Source organism: Biomaibacter sp. TOL (assembly GCF_059717795.1).
The window spans coordinates 2,848,727-2,865,115 of the sequence record NZ_AP046092.1 but is presented as its reverse complement, the minus strand read 5'-3'; the positions used below and the strand labels follow the sequence as shown (position 1 = coordinate 2,865,115).

Genomic DNA, 16,389 nt, shown 5'->3' with positions numbered 1-16,389 from the left:
CTAGGCCATATACTCATCGGCACCGATGTCATAGCCTGCGCCCTGCGGTCTTGGATTGTCATCAAAATCAGTGTTTGGTGCAAAATAAGTAGTCGTGCCATCAGTTATAGAACTTACCCCCTGGTCAATGGCAGGAGAACCGCCAGTTATGTGATAATTCCCCAAAATCTCCGGAACTACAGTTACAATTTTTACCGATATAAAATCCGGTTCCATGTTGAAGGCTACAGCTGAAAGTTTTATATTGTATTCTTCTACAAACAGCGGATCCGATACAATATTGTTGCTTCCACCGCCATAAAGATTTGTCAGAATGCAATATCTTGGATTAAAGGTCTGGCTGGTTCCAAATACCTCCAGATCTATAACCGTTACAGGTTCACCATAATTTCCAATTCCCCAAATTCCCCCGGTCCCGCCGTTCAAAGTCTGATCATAGATTCCGGCCCTGTTATCCCAGAAAATATTGTTGAATAATATAGGATTGCTAAAATTATCAGATCCTGGTGGGAGTACGGCCTGGAATGCTGCACTATTGAGTTCACTTGCAAGTCCTGCTCCGTGGGCCAGCCTGTCACTATCTTCGGCTGTAGCTGTAGTAATGTTTTTAGCTATAGTATTGTTTACAATGACAACATTTGAAGCATCATCCAGGGCTATTCCTCCGCCCAAATCTGTAGAAACATTATTTACTATCATGTTGTTGTATATGTTGATTCTATAGTCAAGAGGCTGTAATAATCTTAATCCTCCTCCGTCATCATTGGCCACATTACCTCTTATCAGGTTGTTATATATATCAACTTCTCCGGAACCTCTGGTCAATACAGCCGGCGGTACAGGCTGCTCTCCGCCTATGAGTATTCCTGCTCCTTCATCAAAGGAGTTGTTGAATTGAACCACATTATGATGGATCTTTCCCCTCCTGCTCAGGCCAAAATGTGAAATACCTCCACCGTATTCAGCAGAATAGTTTCCACATATAAAGTTATACTCAATGGAATAATCATCGGCCCCGTTAAATATTCCTATGCCGCCTGCCAGGCTGATGCCGCCGTTATTTAGAATTTGATTATGGCTTATGGTTATATTGGAATTGTAATTATTGCCTGCATAGGCCTTTCCAATGGTAATTCCTCCGCCAAATCCTCCGCCATTGCTCTGTATTACATTGTTGCTTATAACAAGATAGTTGCAGTGGGCATTGATATAGATTCCTCCTCCGTCTTCTCCCCTTGCTCCCGTTATCTTAAACCCGTCAATTTGAGGTCTAAAGCCGGATGAAAACCGGTTTTCCTTAGCTACAACCGTAATCACTTGCCCTCTGCTTATCTCCTTGACCTGACCCGGATCCACCAGCTCCGGTCCGTCAAAATCAATACTATTAAGCTTTGCCAGCCATTGATCTAGATAAGATAAGAAGAACCTGCCATCTACAACGGAACCGATTACCGGATTATTGTTCGGGTCTAATCCTCCCGGCCCCAGGCCTTGAAGCTTCACATTCTTATACAAAATCGGACTTTCAAAATATGTCCCTTCATGACCAATTACAATAGTCCCATCCAGAGCATTATCTACAGCTTCTTGAATAGTCGTATAATCCCCGGTTCCATCTTTTTTTACATGAAGGATATCCGGCCAATAAATATTGTTCTTACGAACATGGAAGGTGATGCCATTTATACTCCTGTTCCCCAGGGCATTGGTCACTATCAATTGGGCAGGTCCTGTGGTTGTAAAGCCTGGAGGAATTTTTGCCTCAATACTTGTAGGGGTCCAGTCAATAATATCAATTTCCACACCATCTAAAGTTACCTTCCCGGAGCTGCCAAATCCTCTCCCGTAAATAGTAAAGGTTCTATCCATGTCATTTGGACTATCCGCATCTGCTTCAACTCTGCTTAGCTTAAATACCTGCGGAACATCATCTTTCAGGTTGCACTGAGGCGGCTGTGAAAAATGGGCTCCACCCACTTCTCCGGTAAACGCTGTGATGGGGAACAATGCTACATCTGCATAAGTGGTTTTTCCCGGCCATACATCAAACACCAATGTTAAAGATTGGTAATTTGGATTATATAATGGGTTGGGATGGTCCGGGTCTCCAGGATCATTTCCAACCACTAAATACATTCCGGGAGCCACTCCCGACGGTATGGGAACATTCCGTGTATAAGTTGACGGCAGCAAAACTTCGAAAACCCCATTTATATCCGAATGGACCGTGGTAATCAGCTTTCCTTTAAAATCCCTTATTCCAACCGGAGTATTGGGTATACCCCTTTTTTCCCCAAAATATATCCTGGCGGGGTCCGTTTCTATATTCACATCATCCAATAAGAAACCTACTATTCTTCCCGGCACCGGTACATCTGTATACAGGAAGAAATCTGCCGTACTATTTCTGCCCTCTATAACTTTGACTATCTTTTTATAGATATCTATTGACCCGGGAGTTTCCGGCGGCTCATAGTAAGGCGGCGGTGTCATAAGGTCTTTTTTGTCCCGGGCCCATTCATCTATACAGCCGGTAGCGGAAATCTCTTCCTTCAAGCCTCGTGCCCTAGAAGTTATGGTGGTATCAATAAAATATTCATCTCCCTCGCCGGTATTTACGGAACCCGTTTGGTCTATTACCTTATATCCGGCCGGCGGTACTACCTCCACTATATAAGTGCCACTCGGTAATGGTTCAAAAGCATATCTTCCGTCGAACACTCCGGGCCTGATTTGATTTGATATATTGGGGACTTCCAAACAAGGTACAGGATTATTGTCCGCATCCGTACAGCCTGTGGGATGCTGCCATGCATCGGTGGTCACCGTGCTAATCAGCTGCCCCTGAACTATTTGCCCGTCTATTTCTTCAGTGGCATAAAGATTTACCGTCACATTGGGTATCCCGGGTTCATAATCTTCGGCTGCTGCCATCCTTGGATCCATTTCATTTCTCATGGTGGCATAATAAACCATACCTGAAATTCCACCGTTTTCCGCCGAGCGGTAAGCCTTTTTACCCCAGTCAATCTTATTGGTCTTGGCAGCCCAGGTTAACTCCGCCATAGTCAGTGCTCCCTGCTCCGTTATAGGTGGCTTCTGTGCAGGGTTGCCATAATCCGGTATGGCTGTTCCCCCGGTTTTTTTAAACCTGGTGAAACCGACTTCAGCTACTGCAAAACGCTCTAATTCAAATACCTCGTTAAACAGATATTTTCCTTTCATATCAGATATGGTCATATATTGAATACTGCCATCTTTAAATCTTGTAAACATTTCGACATTTGGTATCGCTGTATCTCCGGGTTCCGGTTCAGCGTCTTCGTTCTCGTCATAAAATACATCGCCTTCAATATATCCGTACCATCTCGGTATGCCTATATCCCCCATATTTACCGTTTGTCCGGCTGCAACCTGGACTGTACGGAAAGAAATAATATAGTCTAAAGGTTCATCCTATATGGCCATTTGATATATGCCCGGCGGTACGTTTTCTATTGTAAAGGTACCATCAACATTTCCTCTTCCCGTATATACCTGCTGGTCATTTGCCCCAATGTCCGTAAGGGCAATCCAGGGTCTTTCCACGGGTCTTCCTAAAGTTAAAGGTCTAAAAGGTGGTACAAATTCTATAACTGTCATTATCCTGCCGGTTATGGTCCCCACTTCTGAAGGAGGCTTTACTTCAAACTTCATGGGTTTCACAAAACCTATCCATACTAATGGAACCATAAAACCTTCCCTCGGGCTATATCCATCGTTGCCCTCTTGAATCCATACATCGATTTCATGAGTTCCTTCAATAGTAGTAGTTTGTATCCAATCCGTTCCATCCGGCGGTATAGCCTGAACTGCGTATTTTCCGGGCGGAATATTGTCTATCAAGGCCAAGCCATTTTCATCTGTAAGAACAACTCCTCCTGTATCAGGTATGGGAATTGGGTTTCCTGAAGGGTCAAACACTATATCCCCATTTATATCCTTCTCGTATTGGGTTCCTAGTGGATTCCCAAAATAGTCTACGGTTACTTCACCGACAGCATCGCTAATTACAACCCGAAACCCTTCCAATCCACCTTCCAGTGGTATATCATCTTCCCCGTTTACAGGATGATTGTCTTCAAAAACCCGAACTCTTATTTTCGACAGCGGCAGCGGATTTGGATAAAGTTTTACTTCTATAATAGTATCAGCACCCGGCAGCACCGTCACCCAATTGCCACCCATCTTATACCCGGGTGCCAAAACAGAAATTATATATTTTCCCTCGGGTATTGTCACGTTTGCTTGAGAAGTTGCGCTTTCTCCCGTCAAGATTACAGGACTGTAGCTTTCTCCCGGTTTTAACGATGGAAACAAAGATGGATCTCTGCTATTCTCAGGGAGTTCCACTTGAGGGTCTCCTACATTGTTTAAATTGATAATATACTTGAAACCATTTATTAGATTGTCATTAACATCTTTAACAATAATGGTCACGCTTCCGTCAGCCATTATAGGTCTACACCTCCCCTTAAAATAAATCAAGTCCACTGCACTTTTATTGAAGGCCATTGACTTATCTTCTTTGTCGGTTACTACATAATATGATAATAAAATTATAATGAGTTACATCAATTAGATGGTGAGTCAGGGGATGAGTCAGGGGACGGTTCTCTGACTCATGCTGACTCATGACTCAATTACAATTTCTTAATAAAAAATATGCTGCGGGCAAACTGATGTGCGGCAGAATTGGCGGCCCGTCGTCGTGGAAGATTATATCAGGTTCGTATATCTTCACGTATTACTTCCTGAATGAAGCATAAAAAAATAGACAGGGAAAGCGTTCCTTGTCTTTTGTTTTAATTTAAGTCTTATTTGATTATACCTTTTACACGACTGTTGCGTCATCGTAAGTACCGGTACCGTAACCACCCTCAATTTTTGTGCGGCTGAGTTTATTTTCACTGCTTCAAGAATCTGTCAAGATCACTTAGCGATTCAATCTCAAAAATGTTTTCCGCAATCAATTCAAGAGTCTGCCTATCCTGGCCCAGAATTCTTTCTTTGTACCTGCAGGGCAGTTCTCCAAGTTTTTTGCAAAGTTGCCTGATTATGGTCTCAGCTATACCTTTTCCTACACCTCTTTCAATTCCTTTTTCAATTCCTTTTTCAATCCCTATTTCAATGCCCTCTTGAAAGCCTTCTTTTTTTCCTCTTTCCTCGGCATATTTAAATACATTCAGCATTTTAAATTCCTCCCATAATTTTTCTATGGTTTCTTCATCCAGCAGCTTATCTACGAGGATTATCACCGTGGCTATCAGTTGATCAATCTCATGCTGTCTGTTTTTTATCTTCTTTATGATTTCTATTGTTTTTAGAGTTATATCTTTAACCTTATTCTTACCGCTCATGACAGGCAGAAATACTATTCTGGCTATATCGGGTTCCTCATTTTTTCGTATCTTGCTTTCTTCCTCTATAAGAATTTGGTCCGGGTCTTCTATCTTTACTTTTATTATATCGGTTTTATAAGTTATAGATCCTGCGTCAATTTTACCTATATCATAGGTATCTATATCTCTCCAGCATATGATAGCTGTTTTTATAGTTTTTTTATATTGCTCATATAGTCTGACATCATATATCATGAATCTGACCATATCGTCTAAGGTTATGGTCGACTGGTATTCAAGGTGTAGCAAAGTATCATCCTGAAGTCTGAATATATAATCTTCATTGATTCTCCGTGCCTCTATATATGGCAGTTCAGTGGGTACTACTTCTACTATAGGTGCTGTATGAAGTCCTAGAAAATCAAGCATTTTACCCTGTAATGTCTGGGTGGCATATTTGAATACGATGTCATAATTCTGATAAGAAATTTCTCTTTGTTTTTCATTCATTTTATCAACTCCATCATATCAATTATTTAATTTTTTGTAAATAGTTTTATATGGAACACATGTTCGTTATAATTACAGTATATAATATTCAATCATAAAGTTCAATATTTATTTTTAAAATATATTGACGTGTCCCTGCGGTCTTTATGAACCACATCATAGGTTTTGGAAAGGATACCATAGAAGTGGAACAAAAAGATGCCCAGGGCAACCCCGTAAGAACCGCGGCTTTTTACCATGGCATGAAGATAGCCCTCTTTGATGTCAGCGATGTGAATCATCCGGTGGAAAAATTCAAAGAAATCATCGGTGACCGGGGAACGGATTCGGAACTTCTAGAAAACCACAGGGCCTTGCTCTTTTCCAGAGAAAAGAACCTCATGGCCTTCCCCGTCACCGTTATGGAGATAAAAAACAGGGATGATGCAATAAAAGGCAACATCCCGCAGTACGGCGAGTTTTCCTTCCAGAGGGCGTACGTATACGATATAGACCTTCAAAAGGGCTTCAAACTGAAGGGCCGGATCACCCACCTTTCCCCCGAAGACTACCTCAAGTCCGGCAAAGGCTGGTACGACAGCGAAAGAAACGTGGAGCGCATCATATATATCGGCTACACATCATGACAGGCAATAACAGCCTTTGCATGCCAGGTAGCAGTGCTATGAGACAGGGGACGGTTCCTTGACTCAAAAGTGAGTCAGAGAACCGTCCCCTGTCTCAGTCTCACATGGCTAATCTATTTTGAAAATATTTATAGTTGAATGATTTTGAAAATAAAATGGCGCTTCAAACAAAACTTTTTAAATCATAGATGGGGATTTCTATTTTTCTAAATCCTGTATCCACTGTTATGATACCGCATTTTAATGATATTGCGGACGATACTATCAAAGCATCGTGCATTTTTAACCCGTACTCTGCCCTTATCTGTGCAGCTACAGTAGCCACATGTTTATCTACAGAAACCAGGTTCAAATTAGGAAAATTATTAATAAACTTATTTATTTCAGTAACCAATTTTGCATCTTTCATCTTCAAGGGTTTCACGAGCAGTTCAGCAAGAGAGATGACAGAAACATAGCCTTTCACTTCGGCATTTTTTATTAATGTTAGAACTTTTTTTGAAGCCAAGCCAAATTCATCATTTCCTTCTAAAAAATAAATAAGGACATTTGTATCTATCAGCACTTTTTTATCCTGTTTAATGCGGTCAATCAAGACGTCTATTCCCAATCTTCTCTCTCCTTTTTAACATACTCATCCATCTCTTCAGCGCATTTGCCATAGGTTCCCTTTGCGATTCCATAATAGTATTCTACATAATCTTGTGGCTCCGGTGTTAATATAATTCTATTATCTTTTTGTTCTATCCAAAGTTTATTGCCTTTTTTTATTTTTAGTGCTCTGCATATTTGCGCCGGAATAGTAATTTGGTTTTTGCTTGATAGTTTTACAATATGCATGATTTCTTTACCTCCTTCAATGATTCTTTACTTTTAATTATAATCTTTACTTTCAAGAACCTCAACTTTAATATCAGTTCTTCGCATCGACTAGGATATAAAAAAGCTGTGGAAATTCCACAGCTTAACTTTTTCAAATACTCAATAACTAATCTTCGCGTTCTTCATCATCAGTCTCATATTCTTCATCATAATAACCGTATGGTTTCTATAATATTATCCGGAACATATAAGATTATATCGGCAGAACTGTGATTATGTAACCTCCTGCAAATAAGCTCAATAAATTTGCTGTAATAACATATAAAAATGTCCTCATCGGGTGATGCTCCTGTATAAGGGTTAAAAATGCGACAATTTCAGCAATGAATACCAGGATTTCTCCCAATACTAGCGTAAAAATAATATAGTTTGCCAGAGGACCAAAACCATTCAGCCAGATATTTAATGCCCCCTGGGTGATTAAATTAATTGCAAGAAAGACAATCCAGGACTTTTTACATCTGAAACCATATAACCAGAATACGATGGCTTCTATCAAAAGTGTCAAAGCTATTCGCAGAGACACTAAAACAATAGATCTCGACAGTAATTTCCCCGGTGTAAGTGTCCGATTGTCCAGGTTCAGCGTATAGATGTTGTTATATGATTTTAAAGGCTCTTCCAATAATATTTCAAAGGCGCTATCTCCTGTGTTTATTTTTATAGTGTAACTATCGACAAATCTTAAATCGTGTGAATAAAAAGCATAATACGTTTCTACAGCCTTGTCGATTTTGCTGGCTTTTGCATATGTATTATCTGATCCGATGCTTATTTCAAGGTCATCAGGTGCATTTGGGACTATTATCAATATCGATGGCGGCTCTCCCGCATTCCCATAGCATGCGGGTGTGACGGCAATCACCATCAACATCAATAGAATTATTGTAAAGAACAATCTGCTTGTTTTAAACATATTTTTAAACATTAAAGAAGACCCCTTTTACGCCCCCGCTTTTCCGACATCACCCGGCCTTAATGCGCTATTCTCAACTTATTTATTTCTCTAAATCTGCTTCTTCATCTATGCAATTAAAAACTTTCGAACCACAATTCCCACACTTCTCACTATACCAACTAAAATTTAAACCACACTCAGGACAACTCCACCTGGATTTTTGCTCTCTTAACCAATATTCAACCCCGTGTTTTTTTATGAAATCTAGATTTTTTATCACTACCGAGTGGTGAGAATATTTATCATGTCTGAAATCTATGAGTCTCTGGCAAGGATATTCCGGACATTCACAACAAAATTCAATCTTTCTATCTTTAGCACATCTCTTTAACTCACATTTCCTACAATAGACACTATTTACTGTAGTTTTACAACCATGACATGTTACATCTTCTGAAGTCCTTCCTAGATTTTTGGCTAACTCATTAACCTTATTTTCCATATTTGCTATGAGAGTGTCACATGCTCCACAATATAAGCCACAAAATGAATCAAATCGAAAGCTCATTCAACTAAACCTCCAATCAAATAATGATCAGCCATAAATTTTATACTTTTATTAGGTTTCCGTTTGATTGCCAAATCTTTTTATATCGTTAAATAAAGAAGTGTCTGTCAGTTCAAACATAAGCCATTTCCCATCATGATAGGTCGTTGTTTTACCATATACTTGGCAAACAGCGGTGGAATAACTTTGTCTATCAGCTTAAAATTCATCTTTCCTTCCCCAAAATCACTATAAACCTTAAGCAGTTTTCTTTTGCATACAAAGCACAAATGTCTTTCCGCCTCGACGATATTTGTACTCATAGGGATGTGAAGATTTAGATAAACAACTTAATGTATTGTTTATGCGAAGCGGCAACTAACATTTACTCATCTTTTGTGCCCAAAATTCTGTCCACTCTCGATCCATTTTGTTTAAACGATTCTTTTTAAGGTTCTCTTTGATTATCCAAATAATATCTTTGTCTGTACTGGATGTCCATTTTTCAAATATTTTTTTGCCTTCTTCAGGGGTCCCAACTATCGCGACGCTCCAGCAATATGACATTCCCTTTTTCAGAGCTTTAAAACTTTCGTCTTTTCTATCCGGGGTTTTTTTAATTGAATCTGTAATGTCATCCAATATTTGCAGCACTTTCAATACTTGCTCTTTTTGTTTTAACAATTTTGGTTCACAAAGTGCTGCTGCCGCAGCTCTTTTTTCATAGTTGTTACCCCTTGCCCATTCTTCCATTTGTTTTATTAGTTCTTCCATATGATTTTCGCCGTAAATCTGCAAGGCCATTGCTACCGCTTCACGAATTCTCCACCTGGTGTCTGATGCAAGTAAACGTAATTTTTCAAGGTATTCTTTTTTCCCTTCTTTTATAAGCTTACCTAATCCCAGCGTTCCGCAAAAAGCCAAGAATTCCTGTTGTGAATTTACTGGAGCTTTTTCAGGTGTATAGCTGAGCAGGTGCAAAAATTTTTCTTCATTTCCTACCTCTGCAACGGCCTGGGCTAATTCTATGTTGGCGCGGTGGCCAGGTAGTCCCGATTCTTGCATCAGGTAAGAATCCCAATATTCTAAGCTTTTCAATTTCCCAATATACGCTTCAACTTTTTTCATACATTTTCTCCTTTGAGTCGGCCTTGTTTTCCTTTTACCATTCTATCAAGTTTTTGCTTATTCAACAATGCCATAGAAATATTAATTCCTACTCAGTATTTGTTCCACTTTTCCTTCAGTATTAACAGGTTTGGTTCATGTCGGCATATTCCTGCCCATATTAATATACAAGCAACGGGCGTTATCCTTCTGAATACACTTTCCCCAAGTTTCTTCCTATATACTTTTAATGCAATATTTCCTTCTACTGAATCAATCGGCAGTCCATTTTCACCTAGTCTGTAGTTAATGGCATTACCCCTTTCTTTTTAATTTATTTTGTTAATATGATTAGACTGGTAATTATTGTAGGTTTTGTGATAAATATCGGTATTATCCTGACTTTCTCAATCGCGACAGGACATCGCGAATATTAAGCGTGGTATGTTCGTATAACGGTCCCGCATTGCCAACATCTCCCGATCTTAAGGCAAAGGCCAAGCCCTAGAAAGCTCTTTTCTTAGACCTCGACCAGCCGACCGCCGCCACAGTTAGGCCGGGGTATGTGGCGCGTACGCTTTAAACTCTTGCCCTATGCGTCCTCCAGTAATGCATTATTAGACAAAGCTTCGTAAATACTGAAAAATAAAAAGCAGTAATAATTCTGCTTTATATTAATAAAATCATTCTGTATCTTTTGCAGTAGCAACTTGTATCTTATAAGTCTTTATCTCATCTTTAGATTTCCTATCCAAACGGTTTAGCTTCTCAATAATGTTTCCAAAATTAGAATACTTCAGAATAAGTTTATTGAAAAATTCAGGTTCTATATCTTTAATAAAATACAAATAACCAAGTATCTCTTTACCATTACCTTCATTGTATTTTAATTTTTTATAAATCATCTTTTTTATTTGTTTTTTACGAGATAGTCCAACTGTAACCTTACCGCGATCTATTATTAATCCAGTCGCAATTCTTCTGTCCTTGGGAGACATGAAGCTTGTTTTATTTTCATTTAATTTGAATCCATATTTATTTAACGTATTTTTTACTATTTCAACAACTGAGTTGCTAATATATGTTGAGGAAGAAAATAGCATATCATCAGCATATCTACTGTAAGTAATACCATATGTAGACAACTCATTGTTTATCTCATTATCAAAATCAAACATAACGCAATTTGAAATTATTGGTGAACTCACACTTCCAATAGTTAGCTGACCTTCATAGAGGCAAACATTGTTTATGAAATCTATATCCTCCTTTGATAGAGAATCTATTACTAATTTGTCTTTATTAGCCTCAAGCAACTTACTTATATGTCTCTCATTTATAGATTCAAAAAAATCTTTTATGTCCAGATGTAATAAGTGTTTACAGTCTTTGTGTAAATATGCATTCTTTTTAATTGAATTTCCTTTTTGATATGCTGTAGCAAATTTTGATATGGGCATATGAGAGAAAATACTATCGACCATCCAGTATTGTAATGCTTTCAATATTGGAGAAGGGTGATATATTTTACGGATTCCCCCATTTTTTTTGGGAATTGAAAAGCGACTATAATATCTGCTACTGTCCGAATCAATTAAGTTAATTAAAGCAATAGATATGTTTAATTCATCTGCAATTCTTGCTTTTATAGACATTCACGATCTTCCCTTTTAATAAAAATACTTTCTTTATTATATTTAAACTTCCTAGATAAAAATTTGGCGCGCAAACTTGAAAATTTAATATTATCAAGATTAAACATAAAATTTATCCTATTTAAGCTAGACTCGATTGTATAGTTATCATTTCTTTTTATTATAAGTCCAGAATTAGTTAATAAATTAAAAATAAAACTCATTGGAATATTAAGTGGTTTGTTAGTTTCCGTAATAAATTCAAACCTATACTTAAAGCCTTTTATCTGCTTGTAAACCTGTAATACATCATCTTGTGTAATTGGTCCAAGCAAAGAAACTAATTCTAAAATTTCAATAATAAAAGCATTAATTCTGACATTATTTATATCCCGGTTAATTTTTATTTTTTTCTCCATATTAATTAATTCATAAAGTTTTGTATAAACCTGGGTATTCGAAAAAATAGCATTTAAATCAGAATAAATAACATTTTCTGGATTACTGTTTTTTATTTTTTTTATTGGGCCTTCCGTAAGAAATGAATTCTCATTTTTATAGGATGAATCATTAAAAACAACTATTTTCTTAGCTAAATTATCTTTTATAGTAAATGCCCCTAATTCACATGCAGTTCCATAACTTTCAACAAACAATAAAATCGCATCACTCGCTTCAGCTAAAAAACTTTCATATGTTAATAAGTCTAATTCCTGGATTTTACTTTCTTTTTCCCATAAGTTTTCTGCAAAAATACATATAATAGAATTATCATGCTTTTTATAGAATTCTTTCACCCATAATCTATTGGTCATCTCTTTAGAATCTTGCTTTTTCCCACATAAGAAAAAAACTTCGGATATTTTGCATCACTTCTTACATATGAATAGCTTTGTTTAGTTAATTCTTCTAAGAATTTATCAGGATATAGTCTTTGAAATCGATAATCTGGAATCTTTTTCACTGTAACCTCCAAAAAATGATCGGGGTTTCTACTTAAGTGCGAAAAGTGAGCGAGACTCGCCTGACGCGAGTCGAGCGAGCTTTTCGCACGATAAACCTATACAATCTGTCTTGCCCTGCTTACACAAGGCATCTATTTAACCTTTTACTAGAAACCCCGATCTTTAAATATCAGACACTTTTTATATTCTTCATACATCTGGAAAATCCTTCTTACAAATAAATATGTATTTGTCAAGTGAAAAATGGACCTTTTTATAATTAAATTTTACCCCTCTTAAAGATGACATTAATGTAAATAATTAACATTAGAATTTTCATTTCACATAGGGAAAAAACCTTTTCAAGAATCCAGTTGACAACAAGCCTCCCCTCTATGATTAGCCAGCCGATGGGGCCAGCCCCCACCCCCTCGAAGTATGACTATGAAGTTCGAGCATAGAGGGAGATGGGCGGCTGGCGCCTTAACAGGCTATCATACTGGAACCTCTCATTTTAAACCGCACTTAAAAAACTTTTTTCTCCCGAGTTTCAGGTAGCCTTAAATAAACTTCTTAAACTATTCACCACCCCTTCTTATGTATTATACAGCACACTTTTTAACCTCAAAAAGTATAAAAAACAGCAAATTAAACTAACCCGGGACCTTCACGTCAGATTGAATAATCCGAATTAAAAGGTGTAAGATTATTTAATCTGAACTTTTTTGTTTAAAAATGGTATAACTTGGAACAATAAAAATATAGAGGGAAAGACCAGACAATTGCTTTCCCTCTAAATAAAATTGAAATTTGATTGTCATGATTAGTATAACCAAATTTCAAGTAATTATTACAAGATATGCAAAATTAGGGAAAGACAATGATTTTCCGGTAATTTGCGGTTGTAGAAACTGTGGGTATGAGGGAAAGCTACATCGCCACGGTTTTTACCAGAGATATGTCATAACACAATATGAAGTTTACAAGGTTTTCATCCTCCGGGTAAAGTGCCCTTCATGCAATAAAACTTATTCACTAATACCGAGCTTTTTGATACCCCATCGTCAATATTGCTTTTATCATATATTCCTTTGCCTTTATTATTCCTTTGTCAAAAGGTACTCCTATCTTAAGATTTTAGAAGTTTTTAAGGGTCTAAATCCTCATACCTTATTTAGCTCCGCCAATATATATTTTTTTAGAAAGCGCATGATAGATGTGACCCCTCATGTGAATCTGTTCTTTGCAAATATCGATGACATGTATTTTGATATGGCAAAGCCCAGTGTATCCTGTATTGTCAATAAAATCTGGCTGTTTATTGAAAAAAAGCAAGACTTTAACCTTGTATACTTTACAAAAATGCCTGCATACTTTTTTAAAAAAATTTCATAGAGAGAATGCGAAGGGACAGGTATGTACTTTTTTAGGTTTTTCACCTCATTTTGGGGTGTTTTTTTGTTTTCTTTACTTTGTTTTAACCTCAAAGATAGATTTTTAACTGGCCTTTTTTGGTATTTTTTCATCCCACATAATTTTTTAAGGGTAAAAGATAGCCTCCTGGTAAAAATATGGATAAATATCAAAAGGAGGTTACTATCCATGGATGAGAGTTTAAAGCAGAAAATAGCTTTGTTTCGGTATTCTTTGATTGCTCCACTTGTGACGGAGACTTTTGCTCAGCCTACTGCCAGAGAGTATCTTGAAGATGTATGCTCAAAAAAATATGATACTCCCCGGGGCACTAAGGAGGAGTTTGCTCCTGAAACTTTAAAGGAATGGCTGAGGAATTACAGGAAGTATGGCATTGATGGCCTTTACCCCAAAGGGCGCTCTGACAAGGGTAAGTCCAGGAAGCTTCCCGATGAGGCAAAGGAGTTTATCGTAAGTTCTAAGGCCAATTTCCCTAGAAGGTCCGCTAAGGCCATATATCAGGAGCTTATCGCCAAAGGGTATATCGGTTATACCGATATTTCTTTGTCTACGGTTCAAAGGTTTATTTCTAAAGCCGATATTTCTAAGATAAAGCTTGAGCCTGTAGATAGAAGGTGTTTTGAGTTTGAATTTGCCAATGAATGCTGGCAGTCGGATATTTCGGTAGGACCCTATCTTACTATAGATGGCAGAAAGCACAAAACATATATTATTGCCATTATTGATGATGCCACAAGGCTCATTATCCACTCTCAGGCTTTTTTCTCCGATAATCTTTTGGCTTTGCTTTCGGTATTTAAAAATGGTGTTGCTAAAAGGGGTATACCCAAAAAGCTTTTTGTGGATAATGGCAAGGTGTATAAAAGTGATCAGATGCAGTTTGTTTGTGCTTCTTTGGGAACTATTCTTTGCTATGCCCGCCCTTTTTCCCCAGAGTCGAAGGGCAAGATTGAGAGGTGGTTTAAAACCCTTCAGGACCAGTGGATGAATGTTATCGACTGGGCAAGTTTTAAGTCTTTGGATGAACTGAATGTTTCTTTGACTCATTATGTTGAGGAAGATTACAACAATAGAATACATTCTGCCATCGGTGCAAAGCCTATGGATAAGTTTTTAAGCCATATAGAGCGCATAAGGTTTGTAGGTTCAAAGCAGGAGCTTGATTACATTTTTCTTTACAGAATTTCCCGCAAGGTTAAAAATGACGCTACGGTATCTATTGATAATTTGCTTTTTGAGGTTCCCATGAATTACATAGGTGACAGAATCAATATCCGCTATGACCCTTCGAGTCTTGATAAGGCGTTTATCTTCTCGGAGGATGGTAAGCTTATGGATACTATTTACCCTGTGAAGAAAATTGATAATTCCAGGATACGAAGAAATGAAAACGTAAAACCCATGGATTTTTCCTGTTTTACAGTAAACTGATTTGGAGGTGTTTTCTTGTGTTTCAGGCTTTTTATGGTCTTTGTTGTGATCCTTTCCCAAAGGATATGGATGTGAAGCATCATTTTAAATCTCAGGATTTTTCCCAGGCTTTAAATAGGCTTGAGTTTTTGAAAAATACTTTGGGTTTTGGGCTGTTAACCGGTGAGCCGGGTGTTGGTAAATCTTTTTTGCTCCGGTATTTTGTAGGCACGCTTAATCCCAATCTTTACAAGTGCGTGTATATACCTATATCGACGTTGACTGTAATGGAGTTCTACAGGGCTTTGTGCAACGGCCTGGGAGTTATTCCTTTCCATAAGAAGGTGGATATGTTCCGCCAGATCCAGGAGTCTATTTATATGTATCGTCAGAGCAAGAATATCACTCCGGTAATTATTATTGATGAGGCTCAGTTTTTAAAGAATCAGGTGCTGGATGATTTGAGGATTATTTTTAATTTCGAGATGGATTCTAAGGATTATGCTATTTTGATTTTGTCTGGTCAGATTCCTTTCATTTCTCAGCTTTCAAGGCAGCCTCATGAGGCGCTTCGTCAGAGGATTGTGGTTAATTATTGTTTGAAGGGGCTTACGAAGGATGAAACAAAAGAGTATGTTTTATCAAGGTTGAAGATAGCAGGATGTTCTGAGCCTGTTTTTACTGATAATGCTTTTGAGCTTTTGTTTTCCAGCACCAATGGTTGTTTGAGGCCTTTAAATTCTCTTGCCAGAATGTGTCTTATCTCTGGTGCTAATGAGAAGTTAAAGTCTATTGATGCTGAGGTGGTTTTTCAGGCTCAAACGGAGCTTAATATTACTGCTTAAGGTGTGTCTTCTCCTTCAGGGAGGATAGGGCTCTGTAGGGATACAACCTGAGCGTCCTGAGGGAAGGGTTATACGCTTAAATCTTCTCCCCCTCTCTCTGGGGGAGAAGGCACACCTTGCTATATTGGAAGGTTTAAGCGGTTACCCTTTAAAAGCGTAAAATCCTGGGGG

At 37.9% G+C, this 16,389-nt stretch carries 13 protein-coding genes and 2 pseudogenes; 4 read left to right on the top strand and 11 right to left on the bottom strand.

Going from position 1 to position 16,389, the window contains the following annotated elements:
- From AC6I1H_RS14150 to AC6I1H_RS14140, 3 genes are all read right to left on the bottom strand, one after another.
- Complete coding sequence (locus tag AC6I1H_RS14150) at positions 1–3,390, bottom strand: choice-of-anchor Q domain-containing protein (RefSeq protein ID WP_497738171.1); 3,390 nt, start codon at positions 3,388–3,390, stop codon at positions 1–3.
- Positions 3,391–3,456: 66 nt separating this feature from the next.
- Positions 3,457–4,494: a carboxypeptidase-like regulatory domain-containing protein gene (locus tag AC6I1H_RS14145; protein ID WP_497738170.1), complete on the bottom strand. Its 1,038-nt coding sequence runs from the start codon at positions 4,492–4,494 to the stop codon at positions 3,457–3,459.
- Positions 4,495–4,946: 452 nt separating this feature from the next.
- On the bottom strand, positions 4,947–5,891 hold the full coding sequence (locus tag AC6I1H_RS14140) for a DUF4351 domain-containing protein (RefSeq protein ID WP_497738169.1): 945 nt from the start codon (positions 5,889–5,891) through the stop codon (positions 4,947–4,949).
- Between the two features lie 149 nt (positions 5,892–6,040).
- On the opposite strand from AC6I1H_RS14140, the pseudogene AC6I1H_RS14135 reads away from it, so the two are divergent.
- Positions 6,041–6,511 (top strand): annotated as a pseudogene (locus AC6I1H_RS14135) (beta-propeller domain-containing protein); the annotation flags it as partial.
- Positions 6,512–6,680: 169 nt separating this feature from the next.
- Here AC6I1H_RS14135 and AC6I1H_RS14130 read toward each other — a convergent pair.
- From AC6I1H_RS14130 to AC6I1H_RS14095, 8 genes and pseudogenes are all read right to left on the bottom strand, one after another.
- Positions 6,681–7,127, bottom strand: coding sequence for a type II toxin-antitoxin system VapC family toxin (locus AC6I1H_RS14130; RefSeq protein ID WP_497738168.1), 447 nt, complete (start codon positions 7,125–7,127; stop codon positions 6,681–6,683).
- Positions 7,118–7,357, bottom strand: a complete 240-nt coding sequence (locus AC6I1H_RS14125; RefSeq protein WP_497738167.1) for an AbrB/MazE/SpoVT family DNA-binding domain-containing protein — start codon at positions 7,355–7,357, stop codon at positions 7,118–7,120. Before AC6I1H_RS14125 ends, AC6I1H_RS14130 begins: the two co-directional genes overlap by 10 nt.
- A 235-nt stretch (positions 7,358–7,592) precedes the next feature.
- Positions 7,593–8,327: a hypothetical protein gene (locus tag AC6I1H_RS14120; protein WP_497738166.1), complete on the bottom strand. Its 735-nt coding sequence runs from the start codon at positions 8,325–8,327 to the stop codon at positions 7,593–7,595.
- A 70-nt stretch (positions 8,328–8,397) separates the two neighbouring features.
- Positions 8,398–8,865, bottom strand: coding sequence for a DUF3795 domain-containing protein (locus tag AC6I1H_RS14115; protein WP_497738165.1), 468 nt, complete (start codon positions 8,863–8,865; stop codon positions 8,398–8,400).
- A pseudogene (locus tag AC6I1H_RS14110) lies at positions 8,862–9,168 on the bottom strand (DUF3788 family protein); the annotation flags it as partial. The gene AC6I1H_RS14115 and the pseudogene AC6I1H_RS14110, both read right to left, overlap by 4 nt.
- Before the next feature lie 54 nt (positions 9,169–9,222).
- Positions 9,223–9,972 carry a HEAT repeat domain-containing protein gene (locus tag AC6I1H_RS14105; protein WP_497738164.1) on the bottom strand — a complete coding sequence of 250 codons (750 nt, stop codon included), beginning with the start codon at positions 9,970–9,972 and terminating at the stop codon, positions 9,223–9,225.
- Positions 9,973–10,634: 662 nt separating this feature from the next.
- The gene (locus AC6I1H_RS14100) at positions 10,635–11,606 is read right to left on the bottom strand and encodes a retron St85 family RNA-directed DNA polymerase (RefSeq protein ID WP_497738163.1); all 972 of its coding nucleotides are present in this window, start codon (positions 11,604–11,606) and stop codon (positions 10,635–10,637) included.
- Complete coding sequence (locus tag AC6I1H_RS14095; protein ID WP_497740810.1) at positions 11,597–12,448, bottom strand: retron St85 family effector protein; 852 nt, start codon at positions 12,446–12,448, stop codon at positions 11,597–11,599. Before AC6I1H_RS14095 ends, AC6I1H_RS14100 begins: the two co-directional genes overlap by 10 nt.
- Before the next feature lie 900 nt (positions 12,449–13,348).
- Between AC6I1H_RS14095 and AC6I1H_RS14090 the strand changes: the two genes are divergently transcribed.
- The 3 genes from AC6I1H_RS14090 to AC6I1H_RS14080 all read left to right on the top strand — a co-directional run bounded on the left by AC6I1H_RS14090 (position 13,349) and on the right by AC6I1H_RS14080 (position 16,218).
- A complete protein-coding gene (locus AC6I1H_RS14090; protein ID WP_497737574.1) occupies positions 13,349–13,924 on the top strand; it encodes a DUF6431 domain-containing protein in 576 nt (191 codons plus the stop codon).
- Between the two features lie 207 nt (positions 13,925–14,131).
- Entirely contained in the window at positions 14,132–15,394 is a 1,263-nt protein-coding gene (locus AC6I1H_RS14085) for a transposase (RefSeq protein WP_497737573.1), read from the top strand.
- A 17-nt stretch (positions 15,395–15,411) separates the two neighbouring features.
- On the top strand, positions 15,412–16,218 hold the full coding sequence (locus AC6I1H_RS14080; protein ID WP_497737572.1) for an ExeA family protein: 807 nt from the start codon (positions 15,412–15,414) through the stop codon (positions 16,216–16,218).
- Positions 16,219–16,389 lie beyond the last annotated feature (171 nt).